At 71.2% G+C, this 18727-nt stretch carries 11 protein-coding genes; 2 read left to right on the forward strand and 9 right to left on the reverse strand.

Annotated features, from left to right (window positions below):
• The first annotated feature begins 172 nt into the window (after window positions 1–172).
• A complete protein-coding gene (locus FB561_RS27810; protein ID WP_145811716.1) occupies window positions 173–1411 on the forward strand; it encodes a S8 family peptidase in 1239 nt (412 codons plus the stop codon).
• Between the two features lie 91 nt (window positions 1412–1502).
• Here the strand turns inward: FB561_RS27810 and FB561_RS27815 are convergent, their stop codons facing one another.
• The 6 genes from FB561_RS27815 to eccCa form a co-directional block, all read right to left on the reverse strand.
• Window positions 1503–2036: a Rieske (2Fe-2S) protein gene (locus tag FB561_RS27815; protein WP_145811718.1), complete on the reverse strand. Its 534-nt coding sequence runs from the start codon at window positions 2034–2036 to the stop codon at window positions 1503–1505.
• A gap of 187 nt (window positions 2037–2223) precedes the next feature.
• Window positions 2224–3867, reverse strand: coding sequence for a MinD/ParA family ATP-binding protein (locus FB561_RS27820; RefSeq protein WP_145811720.1), 1644 nt, complete (start codon window positions 3865–3867; stop codon window positions 2224–2226).
• A gap of 9 nt (window positions 3868–3876) precedes the next feature.
• Complete coding sequence (gene eccD / locus FB561_RS27825) at window positions 3877–5202, reverse strand: type VII secretion integral membrane protein EccD (RefSeq protein WP_145811722.1); 1326 nt, start codon at window positions 5200–5202, stop codon at window positions 3877–3879.
• Between the two features lie 43 nt (window positions 5203–5245).
• A complete protein-coding gene (locus FB561_RS27830; protein WP_145811725.1) occupies window positions 5246–6292 on the reverse strand; it encodes a DUF6177 family protein in 1047 nt (348 codons plus the stop codon).
• The gene (locus FB561_RS27835; RefSeq protein ID WP_145811727.1) at window positions 6285–6722 is read right to left on the reverse strand and encodes a hypothetical protein; all 438 of its coding nucleotides are present in this window, start codon (window positions 6720–6722) and stop codon (window positions 6285–6287) included. Before FB561_RS27835 ends, FB561_RS27830 begins: the two co-directional genes overlap by 8 nt.
• Entirely contained in the window at window positions 6719–10741 is a 4023-nt protein-coding gene (gene eccCa / locus FB561_RS27840) for a type VII secretion protein EccCa (protein ID WP_145811729.1), read from the reverse strand. Before eccCa ends, FB561_RS27835 begins: the two co-directional genes overlap by 4 nt.
• Before the next feature lie 97 nt (window positions 10742–10838).
• On the opposite strand from eccCa, the gene FB561_RS27845 reads away from it, so the two are divergent.
• Window positions 10839–11729 (forward strand): hypothetical protein, encoded by an 891-nt coding sequence (locus tag FB561_RS27845; RefSeq protein WP_145811731.1) that lies wholly within the window; start codon window positions 10839–10841, stop codon window positions 11727–11729.
• 49 nt (window positions 11730–11778) lie between these two features.
• Here the strand turns inward: FB561_RS27845 and FB561_RS27850 are convergent, their stop codons facing one another.
• Genes FB561_RS27850 through FB561_RS27860 form a run of 3 tightly spaced genes read right to left on the reverse strand, consistent with a single transcriptional unit; the run spans window position 11779 to window position 18723 of the window.
• Window positions 11779–12114 (reverse strand): hypothetical protein, encoded by a 336-nt coding sequence (locus tag FB561_RS27850; RefSeq protein WP_145811733.1) that lies wholly within the window; start codon window positions 12112–12114, stop codon window positions 11779–11781.
• A gap of 25 nt (window positions 12115–12139) precedes the next feature.
• The gene (locus FB561_RS27855; RefSeq protein WP_145811735.1) at window positions 12140–12610 is read right to left on the reverse strand and encodes a hypothetical protein; all 471 of its coding nucleotides are present in this window, start codon (window positions 12608–12610) and stop codon (window positions 12140–12142) included.
• Window positions 12610–18723: a toxin glutamine deamidase domain-containing protein gene (locus FB561_RS27860; protein ID WP_145811737.1), complete on the reverse strand. Its 6114-nt coding sequence runs from the start codon at window positions 18721–18723 to the stop codon at window positions 12610–12612. The genes FB561_RS27855 and FB561_RS27860 overlap by 1 nt, the downstream gene beginning before the upstream one ends.
• Window positions 18724–18727: the final 4 nt, after the last annotated feature.

Consider the following 18727-nt stretch of genomic DNA (forward strand, 5'->3'; position numbering starts at 1 on the left):
GGGGCAAGGGATCGGCTTCACGGCCGTCCGGCGATCGTGTTGCAACTTGACCCATATCTCCCGGGGTATCACGAGCTGGGATGAGCGCGGTGCGTAACTTTTCGCTCAGGGTTGACGTGCAGGACCGTGCGTGAGGCACCCGGCCTTGCGCTGACTCGAGGGAGTTCCGCCCATGTCCCCATTCCTCAGCCCGCGCCGTGCGCGGGCCGTCCTCGGCGCCGCAGCGGCATCCGCGCTCGCCGTGTCCGGTCTCGTCTTCACCGCCACCGCGAGTGACGCCGACGAGGCCACCCCTGCCCCCAGCACCGCCATCCGCGGTGCCGGCAGCCAGGCGGCGATTCCGGGCAGCTATGTCGTCGTCCTGGCCAACAGCCGGTCCGCCGCGTCCACGCGGGCGACCACGCAGAGCCTGGCGACCTCGTACGACGCGAAGGTGCGGCAGCAGTACACCGCGGCCGTGCACGGCTTCTCGGCGTCCATGACCGAGGAGCAGGCCCAGAAGATGGCCGGCGACTCGCGGGTCGCGTTCGTCCAGCAGAACCAGAAGTTCACCGCGAACCAGGACGACCCGCCGTGGGGCCTGGACCGCAGTGACCAGCGCGACCTGCCGCTGGACAAGAAGTACGAGGCCGCGTCGACCGCCGAGAACGTGAACGTCTACGTGATCGACACCGGCATCTACCCCGAGCACAAGGACTTCGGCGGCCGCGCGTCGGTCGGCACCGACACGGTCGGCGACGGCCAGGAAGGGATCGACTGCGCCGGACACGGCAGCCACGTCGCCGGCACCATCGCCGGTGAGACCTACGGCCTGGCCAAGGCCGCCAAGGTGTTCGGTGTCCGGGTGCTCGACTGCAACGGCTCCGGCTCGACCGAGACCGTCGTCGCCGGGATCGACTGGGTGACGAAGAACGCCAAGAAGCCGGCCGTGGCGAACATGAGCCTCGGTGGTCCGGCCGACGAGGCGCTCGACGCCGCGGTGAAGTCCTCGATCGACGCCGGCGTCACCTACGCCGTTGCTGCTGGCAACGAAAGCTCGGACGCCTGCGGCGGTTCGCCGGCCAAGGAGCCGAGCGCTATCACGGTCGGCGCGACCGACGACCAGGACGGCAAGGCGCAGTTCTCCAACTTCGGCAAGTGCGTCGACCTGTTCGCCCCCGGCGTGGACGTCGAGTCGGTCGGCATCACCAGCCCGGACGCGACCGCGAAGATGAGCGGTACCTCGATGGCGACCCCGCACGTCGCGGGCGGCATCGCGCTCTACCTGGCCGACCACCCGGACGCGAAGCCGGCCGACGTGGCGACCGCGCTGCTCGGTGCGGCGACGCCGGACAAGGTGGGCGACCCGGGCACCGGTTCCCCGAACAAGCTGCTGTTCGTAGGTGCGGTGGACCCGAGCGCCCAGCGCTGATCTCCCGGCGCTAGACCCGGTCCTCCCACTTCACCGGGCCGCAGGGAACCCGAGGGCCCGACCGTTTCGACGGCCGGGCCCTTCCCCCGTGTCAGGCCGGGCCGAGGATGTTGTTGCCGTCGACGGTGACGTTCGCCGCCGCGAGCGGGCTGTCGGCCGGACCGTTCACCACGCTGCCGTCCTTCGTACTGAACTTGCTGCCGTGGCAGTTGCAGTCGATGGTGTCGTTCTCCACCTTGCTGACCAGGCAACCCATGTGGGTGCAGACGGCCGTGAAGCCCTTGAACTGACCGGCCGTCGGCTGGGTCACCACCAGCTTCGCGTCGGGGTAGATCTTGCCGCCGCCGACCGGGACGTCCGAGACCGGGCCGAGGACCGCTCCCCCGCCGCCACCGCTGGTCGGCGCGCTGGACGGGGCGCTCGACGGCGCGGACGAGGGTGCGCCGGACGGTGCCGACGTCGGGTCCGACCCGGCGCCGCTCGAACCGCCGTCCTCACCGCACGCGGCGAGCACCGGCACGCTCACTCCGGCGAGGCCGGCCACCGCGGCACCCCGCAGCACCGCCCGCCGGTCACGCAGACTGTCGGTCAGCGGGGTCGCTTCGGCCGTGCTGTCGTCGCTCATGAATCTGGACCTCCAGGAGCTGTGCTCGGAATAGTTGAACGCTCTGCTATTTGCCTTCATACCCGACCCGACCAAATCGGGCCCTACCCGGACAAACGACCTGATCCCGTGAACGGTTCAGCCGAGGCGTAGATCAGCCGCGTCCACCACCAACACAGCTGACCCGCTGCCGCGTCGGCGCACCGGGTCAGCGGGTGGCGCGCTGGACCAGGCGGGCGGCGAGCTCGAGGACGGCGCGCCGGGTCGCCGGTTCGAGCCGGTCCGGGCGCATCGGCCAGGCGTTCGCGAGGTGCGCGTCGTACGGCAGGACCACGTAGCCCATACCGCGGTCGGAGACGGCCGACTGGAGCCAGCGGACCGGCTCGGGGTCGTCCGGCTGGTTCTCCGCGATGATGACCAGGCCCTTCTGCACCAGCATCTGCTGACCGGCCGAGCTGAGCTGGTCCAGCTGGTTGATGCTGGCCAGCGCGTCGTCCCGGTTGGACGGGATCACCAGCGCGACGGCGTGTGCCGCGCCCGCGACGTACGCGGTGGCCTCGTCGTACAGGCCGGCCGGGCAGTCGACCAGTGAGAGCGGGATCTGGTTCGCCCCGCCGACGTTGCGGGAGGCAAGGACCTCGCTGATCGCTTCACCGGTCGGCTCGGCGCGGGCCAGCTGGACCCGCGATCCCGGGGTGTTGGCGATGCCCTGGTCGATCCGGTGCGTCAGCTTGCCCTCGCGCGGGCAGGCGTCGACGGCCAGGACCAGGTCGGACCGCTGCGAGGCGAAGGCGTCCGCGATCAGCGCCGTGACGGTCGACGTCCCGCTCTGCGGCACCGGACCGATCACGCCGATCATCCGGCCGATCCCGATCGGGCGCCGGATCAACGCGATGTTCTCCACATCGCGCTGCATCCGCCCGGACGCGCCGGCGATGTACGCCGCCTCGGCCGCGAACCGCCCGATCCGGCGGAAGAACGCTCCCGCTCCGGCCCGGTCCTCGTGCTGCAACCCCACCGAGTCGCTTGCCACTGGCAACGGTCCGGCCAGCGGGTCGTGGTACGCCGGGGTGTAGGCGTGCTCGGTCGGTCCGCTGTCGGCCGTCGGCGTGTCCCAGCCGCCGGAGTCCTGCGGCTGGTTCCAGCTCCCGTCACCTGACGGCGGCTGCTGCTGCTGGTACTGCTGCGGCGGCGGTCCGTACTGCGACGGCGGTGGTTGCTGCTGCTGATACGGCGGCGGCTGCTGCTGGTACTGCTGCTGTTGCGGCGGCGGGGCGTACTGCTGCTGATAAGGCTGCTCGTACGGCGCAGGCTGCTGCTGCGGCGCTCCACCGTACGGCGGCTGCTCGAACTGCTGCTGCTCGTACTGCTGCACCGGCGGCTGCTGGTACTGCGGGTACCCCGGCCCGTAGTTCGGGTCGTACTGCTGCTGGTACTGCGGCTGCTGCGGAGGCGGCGGCGCGTACTGCTGCTGGTACCCACCTTGGTTGTACTGCTGCGGCGGGTAGTGCTGCTGCTGCGACGGCGGACCGTACGACTGCTGGGGCGGCTGCTGCTGATACTGCTGCGGGGGCGGCCCCTGCTGATACTGCCCCTGACCCTGAGCTGGCCCCTGCTGGTACTGAGGTGGCTGCTGCTGCTCCGGTGGTACCGGGGCGCCCCAGCCTCCACCGGACGGCCGAGGAGGCGGCGCCATCGTCGGCTCGGGCGCAGCGGCCTCCGGCATCTGGGCAGGCTGCTGCGCCGTGTCCGCCTCAGCAGCGGGCGGGGTGGGCGCGGCGGAAGTACCGGCCGCCGCCGAATCGTCGTCGAGGCGGTTCATCATGTCCGCCTGCCAGTTCGGCCCGGTCATACCATCCGATCAGAAGACGTCGAGCAGATCGCTGAACACCCCGAAGGCACCGAGCACCAAGGGGACCAGCGCGACCACGGCCAGTACCTGGATCTGGTCCAGGACCTGGCCGAGCCGGACCTGCACGTGGTCCTGCGGCGTCCAGCTCAGGCCGAACGCACCGACCATCGCCACCACCACGAGCAGCCCGACTGCTACCAGTGTGCCACCCACCGATTCCTGGGAGAGATCCTGGACCAGCGCGGCGACCACGACAGCGGCCGCGGCGAACAGCCCGAGCACCTCCGCGGCCAGCGGGTAGAGCCGTGACCGGGCACACAACAGCAGCGCCAGCAGGGCCGCGATGCTCACGGTCCAGGCGGATCCGTGCAGGGCGAGCACGACACCGGCCGCGGCGGACCAGAGCGCGATCGCGGTCGCGGACAACGCCAGGCCGACGTGGGCGGCGTTCAGCGCGGCCTCCACGTCCGGGCGCCCGACCTCCTTGCCACGAGCGCGGGTGTCGTCCAGGGCGGTCAGCCCGGACATCGACAGCGCGAGCCGCGGCAGCACACCGAGCAGCAGCACGGCCACCACGGCGATCAACGCGCTCAGCTTGTCCGCGGACACGCCGGCCGCGACGCCGACGATCCAGATCACCGCGAAGGTCAGCGCCGTACCGCCACCGACCAGGCCACCACCGGCCAGTCCGGCCATCGCGAACAGCAGCGGGCCGAGGGCCAGGCCGAGCGCGGTGAGACCGGCCCGCATCGGCGTCGACCAGTCCTCGGAGAGGCCGAGGTTCCAGGCGACGACGGCGAGCAGGACCGGGGTCACGATCAGCAGCGTGATCGCGGTCGTCTTCTGCCCGGCGCGGCCGAGCACGACACCGCCCAGGCCGGTGATGATGGCGACCACGAGCAGGATGAACGCGGCCACGTCGGCCTGGGTCGCGCGAGCCAGCGCGATCGCGCCCGCGAGCAGGGCGAAGATCAACGCCGCGCCCGAGGCCCAGTGCCGGTGCTTGCGCTGGAAGGTGGTGCCGCGCCGCTCGAGGTCGTCGACGGCCTCCTCGGCCACGTCGTACACGGTCGGCGGCGGCGGGACCTCGCCCTCGGCCGCCAGCCGCAGCACGGCACCGTCACCGATCTGCGCCGAGCCCAGGGTGAGCTCGAGCGAGACCGTCTGCCCGGTCGGCGTGGTCAGGTACCGGCGCCGTGGGGAGGGATCGACCGGTTCGCCGAGCATCCGCAGCAGGTCCGGCATCAGCCGGCCCAACGGCTCGTCGACCGGCAGTACGGCGTCCATCTGGCGTTGCCGCCCGATGATCGTCACCCGGCTGTAGACCGCAGCCACCCGTCACACCTCTCTGATCGTTGCCAACAACAACTTGATGGTCCTACGCCCCGACCGGTGCGCCGGGCGGAACCAGCCGGCCGAGCAGCGCGCTGTACTTGTTCCAGTCCAGCTGGTTCTTGCCGTCACCGATCGGGTACCAGACGACGGGCGCGGCGGCCGGGCCGATCTTCTCCGGCACGATCTCGACGGCGTCGCCGAGGTCCATCGCCTTCGCCAGCCCGCCGGACTCCAGCGCGTCGCTGCCGACGGCCATCGCCATCGGCGCCGGGACGCCGGTCCAGTGCGGGATCTCGTTGGTGTCCTCCCCGTTGCCGCGGGCGCCCTGGGCGAAGAACGACACCAGCGTGAACGAGTTCGCCAGCCGCTCCCCCACCTTCCGGACGTCGTCCGGCGTCGGCAGGCCGTCCGGGGTGGCGACGGCCATCGTGATGACCTCCTCCAGCCCGGCCGGGCGGCGGTGGATCTCGACCGAACCGGTCGCGCTCAGGCCGTCCTTGCCACCGACCACAGACAGCCAGGTCGGCTTCGGCGCGCGGCGGCGGCAGTACGAGGTGAGCTGGCCTACGTTCCACGGCTGGGTGACCGGCTCGGCGGTACCCCAGCCGGCCGGCGCGACGCCGGTCAGCTCGGTGAACAGCCGCTCGGCGGCCTTGCCGACGACGGTCGACTCCAGCGCCTGGTACCGGAACCGCGCGGTGACCAGCAACTGCCAGGGCAGCTCCAGGTCGACCGCGACGAAGGTCGGGCTCATGTCGACCTTGTCCTGCTCCCCGGCGGCGACACCGGCGAACATCTCGCCGTTCCACTGCAGCTTGGACCCGCCCAGACCGTCGTACGCGCCCTCGCCGTTCGGCTCGGTGACCACCCAGCGCGACTCGCGGCTGCTGAACAGCGTGGTCCGGACCGCGAACGTCAGCCGGGTCGTGGCCGGGGTGACCAGCTGGACGCCGAGACCGGCCGCCTCGGCCGCGGCGAGCGCGTCCACCAGCCACGCGGACATCCCGACGACCGGCCGGTCCTGCATGATCACGACGACCTTGTCGGTCCACAGGTCGATCGCCGGACTGAGCTCGACCGGGTTAGGCATTGTTGCCTCCAGCATCGTTCTGGGCGGCGGCCGGCGCCGCGTCGGCACCGGTGGTGCCGGGCGGCGGGTTGAACGGCGGCGGGGCCGGCTTCCAGACCCGGCCACCGAGCCGCTCGACCAGGGTCGCGGCGTACCGGTCGGCGAGCTCGGGGCCGCCGTCCTGCGGGTTCGCCCGGACCTCCATCCACCACACCGGCGTCGGCACGTCGGCGACCTCGGGGCCGAGCAGCCGCTCCACCTCGCCAGGGACCTGGATCAGGATCGGCGCCTCCAAGGAGGCCAGCGGCTGACCTTGCGGGTCGCACAGCTGCAGTACGGCGCCGTCGGACACGTCGCGGACCAGCCAGTCCGGCCCGGCGGCGACCATCCCCGCCAGCACGTCCTGGTACGACGGTCTGCCGTCGATCAGCGCCACCACGTCGTAGCTCACTTGTTTCCGCCTTCTCCCTCAGGGGCGGACGTCGTACCGTCCGCCAGTGCGGTCTGGATCAGCGACGGCCGCTCACCACGGCGGACGAACAGTCCGCGGCCGGCCGGGAAGTTGCCCGGCGTCGCACCGGTGAACAGCGCGCCCTCGCCCTTGTCGCCGGAGAGCACCAGCCCGGCCGTCCCGCTCTCCATCACCGTGGTCAGGAACGGCTCGTACAGCGCGCGGCCGGCGCCACTGGCCCGGCGCGCGATGACGAAGTGCAGGCTGATGTCGCGGCCGGACGCGATGTACGGCAGGAACGCGTCCATCGGGGCCTGGCCGCCGCTGGTGAGCAGGTCGTAGTCGTCCGCGACCACGATCACCTTCGGCCCGGCGACCGGCGCGGGGGCCGCGTCGCTCAGGTCGTCCGGCAGCCGCTTCTCCAGCTCGCCCGCGACGCCCGTGGCCAGGCCGGCGCCGACCCGGCCGCTGGTCGCGTAGCCGCCGAGGTACTTGTCCGGCAGGAACCCGCGCAGGCCGCGCCGCGGATCCATCACCGCGAACACCACCTCGTCGGAGCTGTACCGGTCGATCAGCTGCTGCATGACCAGCTTCAGCAGGTTCGTCTTACCGGAGGCCGTGTCGCCGAAGATAACCAGGTTGCCGTCGCGCTCGAACAGGTCGAGCAGCACCGGCGCCATCGCGGTCTCGTCCAGGCCGATCGGTACCTTGACCGCCTCGGTCTGCGGGTTCGGCAGACTCTTGCGCTCCAGCCGGTACGGCAGCATCCGGACCTTCGGCGCGCCGGGACCCTGCCACGCGGAGCCGAGCGCGAGCGCCTGGCCCTGCATCGCGTTACTGAGGTCGTCGTCCTGCAGCAGGCTGTCCACCCGGGGCAGCGCGAGCTGCGCGAACAGCTTCTTCCCAGGGGTCAGGAGGCGGCCCGCTCCGGCGTTGCGCATCGTCTCCTGCAGCCGGCGGTCGATGTTCGAGTCGGTCGGGTCGTTGAGCCGCAGCTCGAGCACCGTGCCGAACAGCGCCTGGGTGGCCATCCGGACGTCGCTCCAGCGCAGCATCGTGATGACGACGTGGATGCCGTAGCTGCTGCCGCGCTGGATCAGGTCGCTCATCGGCTCTTCGAGGTCGTCGAAGGTGGTCTTGATCGCACCGTAGTTGTCCAGCACCAGCACCACGTCGGCGACCGGCAGCTCCGGGACCTGGCCGCTCGCGTGCAGCTCGCGCAGCCGTTCCATCGTGTCGATGCCGCGATCGCGGAAGACCAGCTCGCGCTCGTCCAGCATGCCGCGGACCTCTTCGAGCGTGCGCCGGATCTTCTCCCGGTCGGTCCGGATCGCGACCCCACCGACGTGCGGGAAGTCGGCCAGCGGCTGCAGACCACCGCCGGCCAGGTCGATCGCGTACACCGCGACCTCCTGCGGCGTGTAGCTGTGCGCGAGCGACGAGACGATCGTGCGCAGGAAGGTGGTCTTGCCGGACGCCGGTCCGCCGATCAGCGCGCAATGGCCGCCGGCCCGGGTCAGGTCGATCCGGTAGACGCTCTGGCTCTGCTTGCGCGGGTCGTCGATCACACCGACCGCGGGTGCCATCGGCGGGGCCTGGACGGCGAACTGCAGACCGCGGGCCGCGGTGATGTCGACCGGGCCGCCGACCTGGTCCAGGGTGCAGACCTTCGGCAGCGGCGGCAGCCAGACCTGCGGGACCGCGGTCGCGGCCGGCTTCACCTGGTCGACGAACACGCCGAGCACCGTCGGCCCGGTGGACCGCTCGGTGGAGTCGTCCTTGTCCTCGTCCTTCTTGTCCTCCGCGGCCAGCTTCTCCAGGTCGGGCTGCTGGTACGGCGTGACCAGGTACGGGCGGACGGCGGGACCGTCGGCGGCCTTCTCCTCCTCGGCGACCACGCGGCCCTTGTACGGCCCGGAGACGTACGCCGCGCGGAACCGCTGGTACACGCTGGTGTCGACCTTGAGGTACCCGAAACCCGGCAGCGGCGGCAGGTGGAACGCGTCGTCGGTGTCGAGCACGGTCCGGCTCTCCTCCTCGGAGAACGTGCGCAGACCCAGCCGGTACGACAGGTAGGTCTCCAGACCACGCAGCTTGCCGCCCTCGACGCGCTGGCTGGCGAGCAGCAGGTGGACGCCGATGGACCGGCCGATCCGGCCGATCGAGAGGAACAGGTCGATGAAGTCCGGCCGGGCGGTGAGCAGCTCACCGAACTCGTCGATCAGCACGAACAGGTGCGGGTACGGCGGCAGCTCGGGTCGTTGCCGGCGCAGCAACCGGTAGTCGGTGATGTTGGCGACGTTGCCCGCGTCCTTCAGCATCTGCTGCCGGCGCTGCACCTCGCCCGCCAGGCTCGCGTACGCGCGCTCGGTCAGGCTCGGGTCGTCGACCAGGTTGGTGATGATGCCGGCCACGTGCGGGACGCCGTCGAACGGCGCGAACGTGGCACCACCCTTGTAGTCGATCAGCACCATCGCCAGGTCCTCCGGCGAGTGCGTCGCGAGCAGGCCCATGACGAGCGTGCGGAGTACCTCGGACTTACCGGAACCGGTCGCACCGATACAGAGACCGTGCGGACCCATACCGAGCTGGGCGGACTCCTTCAGGTCCAGTACGACCGGCTGGCCGTGGCTGTCCATGCCGAGCGGGACGCGCAGGAACGCGCGCTCGTGCCGCGGCCGCCACATCGTGTCCAGGTCGACCGCGCCCGGGTCCTCGATGCCGAGCAGGCCCATGAAGTCGACGGTCTTGAGCGACGCGTCCTCCTCCAGCGACTCCTCGGACAGCCGCAGCGGCGCCAGCGTGCGGGACAACCCCTCGGCCGTCGCCAGCGGGGTGTCGTCGAGCCGGCCCTGCGCGGTCATGTACCCACCGCCGCGCAGGTCCTCGACCAGGACCTCGCCGTCCTGGACGGTGACCCGGATCGCCACGTTGCTCGGCTCCTGCATCCGGTCCTGGACCAGGTGCAGCACCGTCACGCCGACGTCACCGGCGCTCAGCGTCGGGTCCGCCGTGGTGACCTCGGTGGCGACGTCGCCGTACGTGTCGTGCAGGACCAGGAGGCGCTGCAGCATCCGGCGCTGGTCGCCGAGCGAACCGCGCTTCGCCTCGCTGGCCAGGTTCGCCCGGGCGGCGACCTCGTCGCGGATCAGGTCGGCCAGTTCGGCGGGCTTGGCGGCGATCCGGCGGAACGGGTGCGGGCCCTCGCGGCGCTCCGGGTCGACCGCGTGCGGCAGCCAGCCGATCCACTGCCACAGGTCCAGCGCCGACGGCGGGAAGCTCGCGCCCATCTCCAGGTCCTCGGGCGCGTGGAAGACCGCGGCCTGCAGCAGCAGCGCCCGGGCGATCCGGACCACGCCGTCACGGTCGCCGACGATGCTGACGTTGCCGGACAGGTCCAGCGGGATCGTCAACGGCATGTCCGGCATCAGCGCGAACCGGCGGGCCAGCGCCTCCGCCTCGGCCATCATGAACGGGTCCGGCGGGTCCATCATCGAACCGGACGAGGCCAGGGTCGCCGGGACGACGGGCATCCGCCCGGTCGCGCAGCGCACCAGCAGGAAGTCGGGGTCGCTGCGGCGCCGCTCCCAGAGCCGGGCCGGGTCGCGCACCGCGTCGACGAGCGCGTCGGCCGGCGGGTTCAGGGCGAGTGCCTGCTTGCGGGTCTCGCGCTCCATCTTGCCGAACTCGTCGCGCAGCCGCTCGAGGTAGTCCAGGTACCGGTTGCGCTGCTCGCGGCTCTCCTTGCCGGCCCGGCCGCGTTGCGAGAACGCCATCCCGAAGGTGCCGACCAAGGTGAGGAACAACACCCCGACACCGATCACCGCGGACATCCCGGTCCGCATCGTGCTCATCATGCCGACCGAGCCGAGCACCCCGACGGCCGGCATCAGCGCCTGCATCGGGTTGCCACCGGCCTTGCCGCGCGCGCCGGGCGGCGGAGTCTCGATGACCCGCGGCTGCCCGGTGTCGATACTCCGGGTGCTCCGCGCCGGGCGGTGCACGAGTCGTGTCGACACTTTCTCTCCTCAGCTGAGCCGACCGGCCCCTCGACTGCACGTGAACGCCTCAGATGGCATGCTGCACCGGACTCTAGTGGAGAGGCGGCTCATTTCGATGACCGAGACACCGTTCGACGGACGGCAGGTTCTGGACCTGGTCGCGGACCTGTTGCCGGTGCTGCTGCCGGACGCCGAACTCGACCCGGCCGGCCCGATCGTCAAGCTGCACTGGAGCCGCGGTGGTCTGACCTCGAGCGCCGAGGTCGGTCTGGCCGAGCTCGTCGATCGATGCCGTGAGCAACCTCATCACCTCTGGCCGCGCACGGTCGACGACTGGCTCCGCGCCGTCGTCGACGAGATCGGCATCGCCACCGACGAACACCTGTACGGCGACGTGGTGTCCCGGCAGCGCGCGACCCTCCGCCGGCAGGGCTGGTCCGCCGGTCGGCCGAGCCTGCTGGCCGGACTCAGCGTCCCGTTCGGCCGGTACTTCGAGATCGTCTTCGGCCTGCAGGTCGGATCCGGCTGGCACCGGCTCACCCAGGTCCGCCGGGTGATGCACGGACTCCACCTGCCCGACCGCCCGTCCGGCCTCGAACTGACCCTGGAGAACCTCGCCGGCCTCACCCTCGAACCCGTCGACGACCTGCCCTGGTCCGTACTCAGCCGCCCCGGCGACCAGACCGTCGGCATGGCCCTGGTCGACCACGACCGGCACCTCCCGAACGCGGGCAAGGGCCGAGGCACCCTGCTCGCCGTCCCGTCGACCGACCTGCTCGCGGTCTGCCCGGTGGATCGCCGCGAGGACATGCAGGCCCGGGCGGACTCCTTCGCCCGCTGGGTCGCCAAGTCCCACGACGAGGCCCAGGACCCCTGTAGCCCCGGCGTCTACTGGCTCGTCGGCGAACTCCTCGCGGAACTACCGGTCACCCTGGACCACTCCCCCGCGGTAGCCCTCCCAAAGGCCCTGCGAACGTCGGCCTGGCGCCGCTTCCTCAACCGCTGACAGCAAAACCGGGGCCGCACCAGCCAGGCCCCGGTTCGTCCGTCTGGTCCTACTCCTCGTTCCAGTTCTCCCAGGTGATCGCCGGCCCCGGGCGCTCGGGGGGCTCGGTGCCGTCGCGTTCGGCCCGCGCCGCGGCCACGGCGTACTCGAGCGTCTCGGTCGCGTACGAGAACGGGTGTACGACGCCTTCACCGACCAGGTACAGCATGTTGGTGTAGCCGCCAGGCGAGGTGAACACGAAGAACTCGTCCTGCGTCCCGGCCTGCCACCCGGCGAACGAGTCGGCGTCCATCCGCTCGTCGTCCTCGTCCGCGTTCTCGTTGACCCAGTCCGCCAACGTCTGCCGGGCCTGCGCCAGCACGGCCTGGTCGATCTCGTCTGCCACCTTCAGTCCTCTCCTCGCGCCATGCTCACGCCAGCGCCCAGTCGCGCCACCGGTCCTGGTGGGCCGCGTCGATCGTCGTTCCGGGCGGGAAGTCGTACACACCCTTCTCCGGCAGGTACGCCGCGATGAGTGCGCTGACATCGTGACAGAGCAGCACCGGAACATCTGGGCGGGTGCGCACGTGGTCCTCGAAGACGAGCCGCGCCTCCTGGCGCTGGGTGCCCTCGTCCCGGCCGAGCCAGACGGCGATCTCGACGGGGTACCCGTCGATCGCCTGCACCTCCTGCGGCTCCGGCTCGAACACGACGTAGGTGTTCGGCTGGATCTCGTACCCGACCGTTGCGTCGGCCGTCCGGGCCGGGCCGCGCAGCCCGATCTCGTCCGGCTCGTCCGCCCCGTCCGGGATCGGCTCCAGGTCGTACAGCTTCCGCAGGTACTCCGCTTCAGCCGCCACCGGCTCCGTCGTCCGCACGTACAGGTACTCCCGCGCGCGCATCAGCCCTCCTTCACGAAAGTCAGCATCCGGCCGTCGGCCACGATGATGTGCACCGTCGAGACCATCTTGCTGTGCGGCTGCCCGGCCGCCCGCACGAACCCCCGGCGAGCGTCCTCCTCGGTGAGACCGACCTTGCGGCCGTCGATGACGATCTCGCCGCCCGGCGGTACCTGCTTCGACGCGGTCCCGATGTTCCGCCGCACGGCGACCGACGCGTCGTCGCCCGCGTCTTCCGGCCGCAGCGTCTTGTACTCGGTGACGGTGCCGTCGTGCTCCGGCGACTTGCGGGTCATGCACTCGGGGTTCTTCCGGCCCGCGACCGTGTGGTCCGGCGGGCGGGCGTCGACCCGCCAGCCACGCTCTTCGTGGACCGTGTCCGCGATCGCGCGTTCCTCGACCGAGAACGTGCCGTCGGCGTCGTGCACCCGCGGATCGAACTGGTCACCCAGCGCCTTGTGGTGGAAGGCGGGGTCGAACCCCTCCTTCTTGGTGATACCGAACTTCTCCGGGCTCGGCGTCCAGTCCTGATCGCCGGCCTGGGAACTGCCGGGGGCTTCCGCCTGGTTTGCGGCGGTGTCGGGTGGGGTGTCCGCCTTCTTGTCCGGGGTGTCAGGCGTCCGGTCGGGCGTCGCCGGGGTGTCGTTCGCGGGGTTGTGCGGTGGGTTGTCCGGGGCCGAACCCCAGTCGTCCCTCGGCGGCTGGTGAACGGGCGCGCCGGAGTGCGGCGTGTCCGGCCGGGGGTTCAGCCGGTTGTCGAGCCAGTTCGGGTCATGCGGTGCGGGCGGACCGTCCGGGTGCAGCGCGTTGTCGGCCCAGTTCGGGTCGTGCGGTGCGGGCGGACCGTCCGGGTGCAGCCGGTTGTCGAGCCAGTTCGGGTCATGCGGCGCCGGCGGACCGTCCGGGTGCAGCCGGTCGTCGAATCTGTTCGGGTCACGCGGTGCCGCCGGAGCATCCGGGTGCGGCGCTGACGGACCATCCGGATTCAGCCGGTTGTCGAGCCAGTTCGGGTCATGCGGCGCCGGCGGACCGTCCGGGTGCAGCGCGTTGTCGGCCCAGTTCGGGTCGTGCGGCGCGGGCGGACCGTCCGGGTGCAGCCGGTCGTCGAATCTGTTCGGGTCACGCGGTGCCGCCGGAGCATCCGGGTGCGGCGCTGACGGACCATCCGGATTCAGCCGGTTGTCGAGCCAGTTCGGGTCATGCGGCGCGGGCGGACCGTCCGGGTGCAGCGCGTTGTCGGCCCAGTTCGGGTCGTGCGGCGCGGGCGGACCGTCCGGGTGCAGCCGGTCGTCGAATCTGTTCGGGTCACGCGGTGCCGCCGGAGCATCCGGGTGCGGCGCCGACGGACCATCCGGATTCAGCCGGTTGTCGAGCCAGTTCGGGTCATGCGGCGCCGGCGGACCATCTGGGTGCAGCCGGTCCGGGATCTGTCGTGGGTCGGGCAGGTCAGGATTGCCCTGCCGCGTCGGCGGTTGCGGAGTCTCCGGACGCGGCTCACGCCGGTCCATGAAGTCTTCCCGGGGATCCCGCGGACGCTCCCCCTCGGGGTTCCGCTCACGAACCGGCTCACGCCGATCCATGAAGTCCTCCCGCGGATCCCGCGGACGCTCCCCCTCGGGGGACCGCTGATGCGAAGACGCCTGCGGTGCGTGCGGCTGCTGCGGGGTGTGCGGCTGCTGGTGCGGCATCGGCGTGTGCGGCTGTGCCGGGTGCTGCTGCGGGGTATGCGGGTGCTGCTGCTGCGGGGTATGCGGGTGCTGCTGCTGCGGAGCATGCGGGTGGTGCTGCGGAGCATGCGGGTGCTGCTGCTGCGGCGTATGCGGGTACTGCGGCTGCTGCGGAGCATGCGGGTGGTGCTGCGGAGCATGCGGGTGGTGCTGCGGAGCATGCGGGTGTTGCTGCGGAGCGTGGGGCTGCTGCGGGTACTGCTGGGGCGCATGCGGCTGCTGCGGGTGTTGCGGCGCATGCGGGTACTGCTGCGGAGCATGCGACTGCTGCTGCGGAGCGTGGGGCTGCTGCGGAGCATGCGGCTGTTGCGGGGCGTTCGGGTACTGCTGCGGGGCATGCGGCTGTTGCGGGGCGTTCGGGTACTGCTGCGGGGCATGCGGCTGTTGCGGGGCGTTCGGGTACTGCTGCGGGGCATGCGGCTGTTGCGGGGCGTTCGGGTACTGCTGCGGCCCGTTCGGGTACTGCTGCGGCGCATGCGGGTGTTGCTGCGGAGCATGCGGCTGCTGCGGCGCATGCGGGTGTTGCTGCGGAGCATGCGGCTGTTGCGGGGCGTTCGGGTACTGCTGCGGGGCATGCGGCTGTTGCGGGGCGTTCGGGTACTGCTGCGGCCCGTTCGGGTACTGCTGCGGCGCATGCGGGTGTTGCTGCGGGGCATGCGGCTGTTGCGGGGCGTTCGGGTACTGCTGCGGCCCCTTCGGGTACTGCTGCGGCGCATGCGGGTGTTGCTGCGGAGCATGCGGCTGTTGCGGGGCGTTCGGGTACTGCTGCGGGGCATGCGGCTGTTGCGGGGCGTTCGGGTACTGCTGCGGGGCATGCGGCTGTTGCGGAGCATGCGGTTGCTGGGGGTTGTGCGGTGGGTAGGCCGGCTGGTGCGGCGGGTTCTGGGGGAACTGGGGCTGCCAGCTCGGCCGCTGAGGATGGTTCGCCGGCCACGGGTTGGGCACCTGGTTGATGCCGTCGACCTTGTGGCTCGGGGCAATCGGAGACTGCCAGTCCCCACCCGGCCGACGTGTCATCACCTCGAGCTCGTCGAACACGGCCGTGTACTGCGGCGGGAAGTCCGAGACCTCGCCCGACTGCATGTCCGCCCACTTCACCTTGCCGGTGTCGTCGACGAACGCGTTGAACCAGTGCCCGCTGACAGGGCTGTCCGCGGCCTTCCGCGCCCAGCTACCGCCGATGATGGCGACCGTTCCCGGCGGCTGGTTACGCAGCTCGTTGAAGATCGCCCGGTAGGCGCCGACCGTGTAGTCATGCGCGGCCGCGTCACGGCCCGGTCCTGGCTGGAGCGTCCTCGGGTCGATCGGTCGCCCGTGGGGGTCCCGGACCTGGATGGCGTCCGGCCGGACACCGGTGTACTCGTACATCTCCTGACGCTCACCCGGCGTCGGACCCCACTTGCCGTTCTTGTCGTAGCCCATCTGCAGGTCGCGGTTGGCGAGACGCGGCTCGCCACCCTGCAGGGTGTCGGCGAAGGCACGCGAGTTGTCACCACAGTTGTTGGTCGCGCTCGGGTGGCCCTTGCCGCCCTTGAAATGCGGGTTGCCCTCGCGGATCCACTCCGCGACGTTCTTCAGCGGATTGTCGCCGACCTTCGCCTTCAGCTTCTTCAGCAGCCGGCCGAACGTGTCCTTCGGGCTGTACCGGGCCGGATCCACGTCATGCCGTTGCTGTCCGGGACGTCCGACCGGGCGAGGCGGCTGTGCGGGCGCCTGCGGCTGGTTGGGCTGGTTCGGGTTGTGCGGCTGGTTCGGGTTGTGCGGCTGGTTCGGGTTGTGCGGCTGGTTCGGGTTGTGCGGTGTGGTGCCGTGCGGCGTGTCGGGACCGCCTGCCCGGCCGGGGCCGACGTGCGGGGCGACTACCGGCGGGGTGTCGGCTCCGCGCGGCGTCGGGGCGTCCGGGGTGTGCGTCGGCCCGTCCGGTGTACGCGTGGGGGCGTCCGGCGTGCGGGTCTGCGCGTCGGGCGTGTGGGTCGGGCCGTCCGGCGTACGGGTCGGAGTGTGGCCGTCGGGGTTCAGGCGCTCCGGGATCCGGCTCGGGCCGTTGGTGGGCGGACCGTCCGGGTGCAGGCGCGAGTCGATGTGGCCCGGGGGCGGTGCGTCCGGCGTGTGGCTGTCCGGGTTCAGCCGCTCCGGGATCCGGCTCGGACCGCTGGTGGGCGGACCGTCCGGGTGCAGGCGCGAGTCGATGTGACCCGGGGGCGGCGCGTCCGGCGTGTGGCTGTCCGGGTTCAGCCGCTCCGGGATCCGGCTCGGACCATGGGTCGGCGGACCATCCGGGTGCAGGCGCGAATCGATGTGGCTTCGGGCCGGCGCGTCCGGGGTGTGCGTCCGCGGAGCGTCAGGCGTGTGCGGCGCATCCGGAGTGTGGGTACGCGGCGCGTCCGGCGTGTGCGTGCGCGGGGTGTCCGGGGTGTGGGCCGCGGGTGCGTCCGGGGTACGGGTCGGGGCGTCGGGCGTGTGGGTGCGCGGCGCGTCCGGGGTGTGCGGGGCGTCGGGCGTACGGGTCGACGGTCCGTCCGGGGTGTGGGTCCTCGGGGTGGTCTGAGCGTCGGCGTGGGTCGGCGTACCCGAGGGCGACCCGTCCGGGCTGTGCGTCGACGGCGCGTCGGAACTGCGGCTCGACGGCGCGTCCGACCCATGGCTCGCCGGGCTGCTGTCCGAGCTGTGCGACGACGGCGAGTCCGACCCGCGCGAAGTCGACGGAGAGTCCGAAGCGTGCGAGGTCGAAGGCGAATCCGAACCACGCGAGGCCGGCGCGTCCGAGCTGTGGCTCGACGGCGAGTCGGAGCTGCGTGAAGCCGGCGCATCGGAGCTGTGGCTCGACGGAGAGTCCGACCCGTGCGAGGTGGACGGCGAGTCCGAGCTGTGGGAACTCGGGCTGTCCGGGGACGACGGGGTCGCGTCGCGGTTCGTCGGGGTGGCCGGAGCCGAATCCCCCGGCGACGACGGGCTCGAATCGCCCGGCGACGACGACGGGCTCGAATCGCCCGGGGACGACGAGTGGCCGGACGGTACGTCGGAGCCGCCGGACGGGCTGCTGCTGTGCGACGACGGGCTCGAGTCGCCATAGCTGTGCGAGCCGACCGAGGCAGGGGTGTGGTCGGGAGCGGACACACTCGGGGTGTCGACGCGGCCGACGTTGGGCAGACCTCCCCCCTTGGAGGTGGGAATGTCCAGGCCGCTGAACTTGGCCATTCCGCCGATCACCGGGGTGTTGCCGACCTTGATGACCAGGTCGCTGACCTTGGGCAGCTTGAGCGCGGTGTTGATCGCGAGCTGACCCGGGCGCAACTTGTTGGCGACGTTCATGCCGACGTCGACGCCCTTGGCGACCTTGGCCGCCATACCGCCGTACTTGCCGGCGATGGCCGCACCGCGAACGGCGCCGGCGGCACCACCGGTACCGACCGTCGTGATGATGTTGAAGCCCAGCTGGCCGACAGCTCGCCCCGGATCCTCGCCCCACATGTCCCAGGCGACCATGCCCTTCAGCACGGTCAGGCCGACATTGTCCAGGTACGCCGCGGTCTCGGGGAACATCGTGTGCATCAGCAGGTTCGCACCTGGGATGGCCCACATCGCCGCCGAGGCGAGGGTCAGGCCGACGCCCTTCCAGGCGTTCCCGCAGTCGCTCCAGCCCTTCAGCTCGTAGCCGAAGATGGAGTTCACGCCGAGGGACTTCAGCAGCGGCTGGATCGGGATCAGCGTGGTGAGCGCGTCCAGGGTGCCGAGCAGGCCGTCGACGAAGATGCCCTTGAGCACCCCGCCGACGAAGTCGACACAGTCCTCGTACCACGGGGCGTCGTACTCGAGCGGCTTGCCCCACGGCGGCTCTTTGTCCTCGTCCACCGGCTCCGGCTCTGGGTCGCCGTCACGGTGACCGCTGGCCTCGTCCCACTTGCGGCCGCCGTACAGCGCGGCGATCTTGTTCGCACACCGCGTCTCGGCACCGCTGATGCCGTCCTGCGCGGCCTGCAGGTCCTTGTGGAGCTGGTTCTCCTCGTTGACCCAGTCCTCGTTGTCGTCGATCTCGTCCTCGGGCGTGTTCCCAACCTTCTTGATGAAGTTGTACGCACGGGTCCGGACGTTCTTCAGGTCGGTGACGTGCTTCTGCACCTCCTCGACGAAGGTGTGCAGCGCGCCGCTGACCTTGGTGAGCTCGGGTCCGAACTTCTCGCCTTCCTCCTTCACCGGCAGCATCGCGTCCACCAGCCGGTCCTTCTCCGGACCCTTGGTGTAGTGCGCGTTCATGCCGTTGCGGAAGGTCAGCTCCAGGTCCTGCGCGATCTTGACGATCTCGCCGCCGACCTCGCTCAGGTCGGTGGCCGCGGCGCTGACCCTGGTCAGGTCACCGAGAAATTTCGGGATGCCCTCGGGCTTGATCATGGCG

This window comes from Kribbella amoyensis, assembly GCF_007828865.1.
GTDB classification, from domain to species: Bacteria; Actinomycetota; Actinomycetes; order Propionibacteriales; family Kribbellaceae; genus Kribbella; species Kribbella amoyensis.